Annotated in this window: 10 protein-coding genes and 2 tRNA genes; 5 read left to right on the plus strand and 7 right to left on the minus strand. The window is 66.8% G+C overall.

Annotated features, from left to right (window positions below; all coding sequences use genetic code 11):
* Positions 1-201: 201 nt before the first annotated feature.
* Complete coding sequence (locus H0U68_RS19975; RefSeq protein ID WP_296358657.1) at positions 202-1131, minus strand: AEC family transporter; 930 nt, start codon at positions 1129-1131, stop codon at positions 202-204.
* A 110-nt stretch (positions 1132-1241) separates the two neighbouring features.
* On the opposite strand from H0U68_RS19975, the gene H0U68_RS19980 reads away from it, so the two are divergent.
* The 3 genes from H0U68_RS19980 (at position 1242) to H0U68_RS19990 (ending at position 3408) form a co-directional block, all read left to right on the plus strand.
* Complete coding sequence (locus tag H0U68_RS19980; RefSeq protein WP_296358658.1) at positions 1242-2213, plus strand: tripartite tricarboxylate transporter substrate binding protein BugE; 972 nt, start codon at positions 1242-1244, stop codon at positions 2211-2213.
* A 1-nt stretch (position 2214) separates the two neighbouring features.
* Positions 2215-3132, plus strand: a complete 918-nt coding sequence (xerD, locus tag H0U68_RS19985; protein WP_296358659.1) for a site-specific tyrosine recombinase XerD — start codon at positions 2215-2217, stop codon at positions 3130-3132.
* A 126-nt stretch (positions 3133-3258) separates the two neighbouring features.
* Complete coding sequence (locus H0U68_RS19990; RefSeq protein ID WP_296358660.1) at positions 3259-3408, plus strand: hypothetical protein; 150 nt, start codon at positions 3259-3261, stop codon at positions 3406-3408.
* Positions 3409-3508: 100 nt separating this feature from the next.
* On the opposite strand, the gene H0U68_RS19995 is transcribed toward H0U68_RS19990, so the two are convergent.
* Positions 3509-3748: a DUF6356 family protein gene (locus H0U68_RS19995; protein WP_296358661.1), complete on the minus strand. Its 240-nt coding sequence runs from the start codon at positions 3746-3748 to the stop codon at positions 3509-3511.
* Positions 3749-3861: 113 nt separating this feature from the next.
* On the opposite strand from H0U68_RS19995, the gene H0U68_RS20000 reads away from it, so the two are divergent.
* Positions 3862-4332 carry an Lrp/AsnC family transcriptional regulator gene (locus tag H0U68_RS20000; RefSeq protein WP_296358662.1) on the plus strand — a complete coding sequence of 157 codons (471 nt, stop codon included), beginning with the start codon at positions 3862-3864 and terminating at the stop codon, positions 4330-4332.
* Positions 4333-4356: 24 nt separating this feature from the next.
* Positions 4357-5460 (plus strand): mandelate racemase/muconate lactonizing enzyme family protein, encoded by a 1104-nt coding sequence (locus H0U68_RS20005; RefSeq protein ID WP_296358663.1) that lies wholly within the window; start codon positions 4357-4359, stop codon positions 5458-5460.
* A 25-nt stretch (positions 5461-5485) separates the two neighbouring features.
* Here the strand turns inward: H0U68_RS20005 and H0U68_RS20010 are convergent, their stop codons facing one another.
* The 5 genes from H0U68_RS20010 to H0U68_RS20030 form a co-directional block, all read right to left on the minus strand.
* A complete protein-coding gene (locus H0U68_RS20010) occupies positions 5486-5818 on the minus strand; it encodes an H-NS histone family protein (RefSeq protein ID WP_296358664.1) in 333 nt (110 codons plus the stop codon).
* 84 nt (positions 5819-5902) lie between these two features.
* On the minus strand, positions 5903-6163 hold the full coding sequence (locus tag H0U68_RS20015) for a hypothetical protein (RefSeq protein WP_296358665.1): 261 nt from the start codon (positions 6161-6163) through the stop codon (positions 5903-5905).
* Between the two features lie 263 nt (positions 6164-6426).
* Positions 6427-6502, minus strand: a tRNA-Lys gene (locus tag H0U68_RS20020).
* A gap of 22 nt (positions 6503-6524) precedes the next feature.
* Positions 6525-6600 (minus strand) — tRNA-Ala (locus H0U68_RS20025).
* A gap of 45 nt (positions 6601-6645) precedes the next feature.
* On the minus strand, positions 6646-7106 hold a 461-nt coding region (locus H0U68_RS20030), incomplete at its 5' end, for an NAD-binding protein (protein WP_296358666.1).

The raw sequence follows: 7106 nt of genomic DNA on the forward strand, positions 1-7106 counted from the left end.
CGCCGGGCACGATGCGCTGCTCGGCGCCGCTGCCGTCGCACGGGCGGTCCTGGAACACGTTGCCGCAGCGGTACATCGTCGCGCTGGCCGGTCCGGCCAGGCAGGCGCCCAGCAGCAGGGCCGCGGCGCGCAGGGTCGTCGTCATCGCCATTCGAAACTCCTCCTCGTGAATGGTCTGCGCAGGATGCTAACCCGGCGCGCTCACAGCGCCATCGGACGCAGCACGCCGATGGCGAGCGCGAGGCTGAGCATGGCCAGCAGGGTGGACAGCGTCACCAGCCCGGCGACCAGTGCGCCGTTGTAGCCCATGCGCGAGGCCAGCACGTAGGCGCTGGATGCGGACGGCAGTGCCGAGAACGCCAGCAGCACCGTGGCCTGCGGCGCATCCAGGTGGAACAGCCGACACAGCACCAGCGCCAGCAGCGGCAGCAGCAGGTGGCGGATGGCCAGCACGCTCACGGCCAGCGTCTTGGCGCGTGCCATGCTGCCGAACTGCATGCCGGCGCCGGTGGCCATCAGGCCCAGCGCCAGCGACGCCGCGCCGATGCGCGTGACCGGCACTTCCAGCCAGCCGGGGATGCGAAAACCCAGCAGGTTGCACGCCAGGCCGGTGGCGGTGGAGATGATCAGCGGATTGCGCAGCAGCGCGCCCAGCATGCCGGTCTGCGCGTGGCGGGCCATCGGCCACACCGCGGCCACGTTGAACAGGGGCACGCACACGCCGATCAGCACCGCCACCAGCAGCAGGCCCTGCGCGCCGGCCAGCCGGTCGGCCATGGCCAGCGCGATGAACGAGTTGAAGCGGAATGCGATCTGCGCACAGGCGGCGTGCTCGCGCCGGTCGACGTGGCGCGAGAACCAGGGCAGGTGCGGCAGCGCGTAGGCCATCGCGATGCCGGCCACGCCCAGCAGCAGGCCGGCGGCGATGAGGCTGGAGGCGGCGCGCAGGTCCAGCGGGCTCTTGACCACCGACTGGAACAGCAGCACCGGAAAGAGGAAGTAGTACACCAGGCTTTCCACCTGCTCCCACACGGTGCGATTGAGCGCCGTGTAGCGGCAGACAAGCCAGCCGCACAGGATCAGGAAAAAGTCGGGGAACAGCAACTGCGCAAAATTCACCGGCGCCAGCATAACCGCCGCGCTGGCGCGCCGGCCCTCATGGATAGTCCGCAGCCCGGGGCGCGCGTTCTGCCCGTAGCATTCCGGGGTCTTCGCTCAATTCCGTCATCAGGAGAATTCCAATGAAACGCCGCTTGTGGCTCGGCCTGTCCGCGCTGGCGCTGGCTGTCGCCTCCGTGCCCGCATCCGCGCAGGGCTATCCCAACAAACCGATCCGTCTCGTGGTGCCGTTCGCGCCCGGCGGCACCACCGACATCATCGCGCGCGTGATCGCCGACCCGCTGGGCAAGGTGCTGGGCCAGACGGTGGTGGTCGAGAACAAGGCCGGCGGCGGCGGCGTGGTGGGCGCCAACGAAACGGCGCACGCCACGCCCGACGGCTACGCGCTGGGCGTGGCCACCGTGTCGACCACGGCGGCCAACCCGGCGATCAACCCGAAGACGCCGTACAACCCGCTGACCGACTTCACGCCGATCAGCAACATCGCCGCCACGCCCAACATCATCGCGGTGCACCCCAGCTTCCCGGCCAAGGACTACAAGGGCTTCGTCGAGGCGGTCAAGAAGAACCCGGGCCGCTACTCCTATTCGTCCTCGGGCACCGGCGGCATCGGCCACCTGCAGATGGAGCTGTACAAGAACCTGTCGGGCACCTTCGTCACCCACATCCCGTACCGCGGCGCGGGCCCGGCGCTGAACGACACGGTGGCCGGCCAGGTGCCGATGATCTTCGACAACCTGCCCTCGGCGCTGCCCTTCATCCGGGAGAACCGGCTGGTGCCGATCGTGGTGGCCGCGCCGCAGCGCCTGAAGGAACTGCCCAACGTGCCGACCTTCAAGGAAGTCGGTTTGGAGCCGGTGAACCGCATGGCCTACTACGGCGTCTACGGCCCCAAGGGGCTGCCCAAGGAGGTGGTGGACAAGGTGCATGCCGGCATCGTGAAGGTGCTGCAGGACCCGGCGGTGCGCAAGCGCATCGAGGACACCGGCTCGATCGTCATCGGCAACACGCCGCAGCAGTTCGGCGAGCAGATCCAGGCCGAGTTCGCTGTCTACAAGCGGGTGGTCGAGCAGGCCAAGCTGAAGCTGGAATGAGGTGACGGGCGCGACGACGCCATCGGCCGACAGCATCGACGCCTTCATCGACGCCCTGTGGCTGCAGGAGGGCCTGTCGAAGAACACGCTGGCGGCCTACCGGCGCGACCTCAGCCTGTACGGCCAGTGGCTGGCGCAGCACCATGGCCGCGCCCTCGACAGCAGCGGAGAAGCCGACCTGCTCGGCTACTTCGCGGCCCGCCACGCCGAGACGCGCGCCACCTCGGCCAACCGGCGCCTCACGGTGTTCAAGCGCTATTTCCGGTGGGCGTTGCGCGAGCGCTTGGTCATGGCCGACCCGACCCTCAAGCTGCAGTCCGCGCGGCAGCCGCTGCGCGTGCCCAAGACCCTCACCGAAAAACAGGTGGAAGACCTGCTGCAAGCCCCCGACACCGAGGTGCCGCTGGGCCTGCGCGACCGCACCATGCTGGAGCTGATGTACGCGAGCGGCCTGCGCGTGAGCGAACTGGTCGGCTTGAAGACCTTCCACCTGAGCATGGGCGAGGGCGTGCTACGCGTGTTGGGCAAGGGCAGCAAGGAGCGCCTGGTGCCGTTCGGCATGGAAGCGCGCGTGTGGCTGGAGCGCTACCTCGGCGATGGTTTTGGCGCGGGGCGCGCGGCCATCCTCGCGGGGCAGCAGACCGAGGACCTGTTCGTCACGGCGCGCGGTCACGGCATGACGCGCGCGATGTTCTGGGTGATCGTGAAGAAATGCGCGCGCATCGCCGGCATCACGGCGCCGATGTCGCCGCACACCTTGCGGCACGCCTTCGCCACGCACCTGCTCAACCATGGTGCCGACCTGCGGGCGGTGCAGATGCTGCTCGGCCATGCCGACATTTCCACGACCACCATCTACACGCACGTGGCGCGCGAGCGGCTGAAACAACTGCACACAGAGCACCATCCGCGCGGATAGTGCTCTGCCGCTCGGCTGGCGCGCGGCATCGGTTTAGTCCGACAGGGCGTGTGGTAAATGGCGAAGGATTGGATGAGCCACCGGATGACGAACCAGAATGGAGCCGTCAACGATCATTCTTCCACCATGAAGATCATCTCCCTCCTCCACGTGACCCTGGCCCAGGCCTTCTACCGTTGGGCGATGTCCGAAATCGATCCGATGCACCCGGATGTTCCCCGCATCATGCTGCGGCAAAAGGAACTGTCCGACCGCGCTCAGCGGCTGTTCGTCTGATCGATGCTTCCACGCGCACGGGCGTGCGCGAACTGCGGCGGATCGCTTGGACGGTCGCCGGGTTGAACAACGCCCACCGCCTCTCACGCACGGATAGGCCTCAGCGCGTCGCGCACTGCTTGGCGCAGTTGCCGCGGTTGCGCACCATGCGCTCATACAGGCGCGCGACGATGCCGCTGCCAGTGCCGGTCAGCAGGAACGGGAACACCGCATGCACCAGCGCGGCGAAGCCGCCCAGCAGCAGCGGGCCGGCGAAAGACAGCGACGCGCGCATGTGCTGCCAGTAGGACTCGCCCACGCTTTGCGGGTGATCGACGAAGGCGCGCTGCAGCTGTTTCATAAGCACGGAGTCTAGGCAGGACGTGTTAGAAAAAGATCGCGATGTTCTGTGGTCCGAGTGAATTTGGCGCGAAAATATTTCTCCATTCAGCCGATTTATGGAAAATCGTGGCAATGGACAAGAAAGACCTGCAAATCCTTTCCCTGCTGCAGCGCGACGCCTCGATCCCGATGGCCGAGCTGGCCGAGAAGGTGAGCCTCTCCACCACGCCGTGCTGGCGGCGCGTGCAGAAGCTGTACGCCGACGGTGTGATCGACAAGCAGGTGGCGCTGTGCAATCCCGCGCGGCTGAACGTGGGCGTCACGGCGTTCGTCTCGATCCGCACCAACCAGCACAGCGACGCCTGGGTGAAGAAGTTCGTGCAGGGCACGCGCGAGATCCCGGAGATCGTGGAGATCTACCGGATGAGCGGCGACATCGACTACCTGCTGAAGGTGGTGGTGCCCGACATCGCCGGCTACGACCGCGTCTACAAGCGACTGATCAAGGCGGTGGACCTGCAGGACGTGAGCTCCGGCTTCGCCATGGAGGTGCTGAAGACGACGACGGCGCTGCCGCTGGACTACGTGGGGGTGGGCCGATAATCCCCGGCAGTTCCAGGAGCCGCCGTGAAGATCACCCGCATCGAACCGTTCATCCTCCACGTGCCCGTGACGGGTTCGCAGATCGCGGACAGCACGCACACCATCACGCATTGGGGCGTGGTCGGCGCGCGCGTCGACACGGACGACGGCCTGTCCGGTTACGGCTTCACCGGCACGCATGCGCACCTGCCGGGCGACCGGCTGATCACCGCCTGCATCGCCGACTGCTACGCGCCGCTGCTGGTGGGCGAGGACGCGCGCGACGTGCAGCGTTTGTGGACCAAGATCGCCCGCGATCCGGCCATGCAGTGGATCGGCCGCGCCGGCATCACCTCGTTGGCGCATGCGGCCATCGACGTCGCGCTGTGGGACCTGAATGCCAAGGCGGCGGGCGTGCCGCTGTGGAAGCTGCTGGGCGGGCAGGTGCGCGAAACGGTGCGCGCCTACAACACCGACATCGGCTGGCTCAGCATCGCCGACGACAAGCTGGTGGACGGCGCGCGGCGCGCGGTGCAGCAGGGCTTTACCGGCATCAAGATCAAGGTGGGCTCCACCGTCGAGCGCGATCTGCGGCGGCTGGAGGCGGTGCGCAAGGCGGTCGGGCCCGAGATCACGGTGGCTGTGGACGGCAACGGCAAGTGGGACCTGGCGTCGTGTCTGCGGTTTTGCCGCGGCGCCGAGCCGTTCGACGTCTACTGGTTCGAAGAGCCGCTGTGGCACGACGACGTGAAGGGCCACGCCGCGCTGGCGCGCGCCACGCGCATTCCGGTGGCGCTGGGCGAGCAGTTGTACACGGTGGATGCGTTCAGCGAGTTCTTCCACCAGGGCGCGATCCACTGGGTGCAGCCCGACGTGACGCGCATGGCGGGGGTGACCGAGGTGCTGCGCGTGTGCGACGCCGCGCTGGCGTACCGCCTGCCGGTGGCGCCGCACGCGGGCGACATGAGCCAGGTGCACGTGCACCTGAGCTACGCGCACCCCGCCTGCGCGGTGCTGGAATACATCCCGTGGATCAAGGACTGCTTCACCGACCCGGCCGAGGTGGTGGACGGGTCGTTCCGGCTGCCGACGGAGCCGGGGGCCGGGACCACACCGACCGAAAAGGCGTGGGCGGCTTACCGCAAGTAGCGGCCGGAGTGCCGGCCGCCGCGCCTCAGTGCGGCGCGCTGGTGGAGAACTGCTCCAGCTTCGCGCCCTTGCTCAGCGCGTCTTTCAGCCAGCGCGGACGCGGGCCGCGGCCGGACCAGACGTTGCCGGAGCCATCGCTGAACTTGGGTTCCCGGCCGCTCTTGGAGCGGCTGCGGCCCGACGCTGCCGAGCCGGAAGACGCGGGCGAGAAGCCCAGGTCTTCCGGCGTGAGGTTGTAGAGCTTGATGGCTTCGCGGATGCGGTCAATGACGCCCTGGACTTCGGTGGCCTTTGCTTTTTCGGCCTCCTGTCGCAAGGAGTCGATCTGCTGCATCAATTCGGTGTATGTTTTTTTCACGACGTTTCCTTGAATTGACCGTGCTCCACGGTCAAGCCGGAACATCGGGCGTGTCAGGATTCTAACCGCCGCCTTGGCGAAGACTCAATCCTGGGCCGCGTCTATCACGCCGCGAAGTCCATCCAACATGGAAATCAGCGTCGTCAATTGCCCGATACGGTGCATGGCGCCGTCCAGTTCTGACGCAATGCCGCGGCCGTTTCCGGCATGGAAACCGGTAGAAATGCCGGTGGGAATGCCGGGCAGTGGACGGTGCGGCAAAGCGCCCCGGATCGTCCACAACGCCAGCTTCGCGCGCGGCGACGCGCGCGGAAAATTAGACAGGCCGCGCCTGAGTCGTGCCATGTTGCTGCCCCCTGACCATTGTTTTGTTTGGCGCTGGATTTATACATCGCCGGGGGCCATGCGCCTTCTTGGTGAAGGCGTAAGTGAATAGCACAACTGTATGAATTGTGCGGTGAGGCGTGCAGCTGAGAATGCCTGTATTTTAAGTGCCGCCGGAACCGCAGTTGGCGTCAGCAAATTGCAATGCACAGTGGCTAATTCGGTCGCGCGCAATTGCACCGATGGGCAATTGCAGGACTCAAATAGGGGAAGGTGTGCAGGAGTGGTGGGTCCTGTAGGATTCGAACCTACGACCTACGGATTAAGAGTCCGCTGCTCTACCAACTGAGCTAAGAACCCACGTCTGACAAATTGGCTGTTGTGGTGGAGAGGAGGAGGATCGAACTCCCGACCTTCGCATTGCGAACGCGACGCTCTCCCAGCTGAGCTACCCCCCCACAACGAACGCTATTCTAGCAAAACGTTTGAGCGGTTTTCGCGGCTCAGTTCATCCCGTTGCGCGCGGCCAGCTCCACGAACAGGCCGGAGTGGTCCAGGTCCTGCAGGCCGTGCTCGATGGCTTCGCTGTACAGCCGCTCGAACACGGCGGTGATCGGCGCGTCCAGGCCCACTTCCTCGGCCGTGGCCAGCGCGTTGCGCAGGTCCTTCAACTGCACGCTCATGCGTGCGCGCGGCGCGAAGTCGCGCTCGACCATGCGCTGGCCGTGCACCTGCAGCACGCGGCTGTCGGCGAAGCCGCCGCCGATGGCTTCCTTCACCTTGGCCATATCGGCGCCTCCCTTGGCGCACAGCAGCAGCGCCTCGGCCACCGCGCCGATGCTGATGCCCACGATCATCTGGTTGGCGAGCTTGGCCAGCTGCCCCGCGCCGTGCGGCCCCACGTGCGTGGCGCGGCCGAGCGCGGCGAACACCGGCTGCGCGCGAGCGAAGTCGGCGGCGCGGC

Source organism: Ramlibacter sp., from assembly GCF_013697775.1.
Lineage (GTDB): Bacteria > Pseudomonadota > Gammaproteobacteria > Burkholderiales > Burkholderiaceae_C > Ramlibacter.

Excerpts from the sequence above, each read along its gene's own strand:
- H0U68_RS19975 (WP_296358657.1), bottom strand. The coding sequence starts at position 1,131 with ATGCTGGCGCCGGTGAATTTTGCGCAGTTGCTGTTCCCCGACTTTTTC.
- H0U68_RS19980 (WP_296358658.1), top strand. The coding sequence starts at position 1,242 with ATGAAACGCCGCTTGTGGCTCGGCCTGTCCGCGCTGGCGCTGGCTGTC.
- H0U68_RS19990 (WP_296358660.1), top strand. The coding sequence starts at position 3,259 with ATGAAGATCATCTCCCTCCTCCACGTGACCCTGGCCCAGGCCTTCTAC.
- H0U68_RS19995 (WP_296358661.1), bottom strand. The coding sequence starts at position 3,748 with ATGAAACAGCTGCAGCGCGCCTTCGTCGATCACCCGCAAAGCGTGGGC.
- H0U68_RS20000 (WP_296358662.1), top strand. The coding sequence starts at position 3,862 with ATGGACAAGAAAGACCTGCAAATCCTTTCCCTGCTGCAGCGCGACGCC.
- H0U68_RS20015 (WP_296358665.1), bottom strand. The coding sequence starts at position 6,163 with ATGGCACGACTCAGGCGCGGCCTGTCTAATTTTCCGCGCGCGTCGCCG.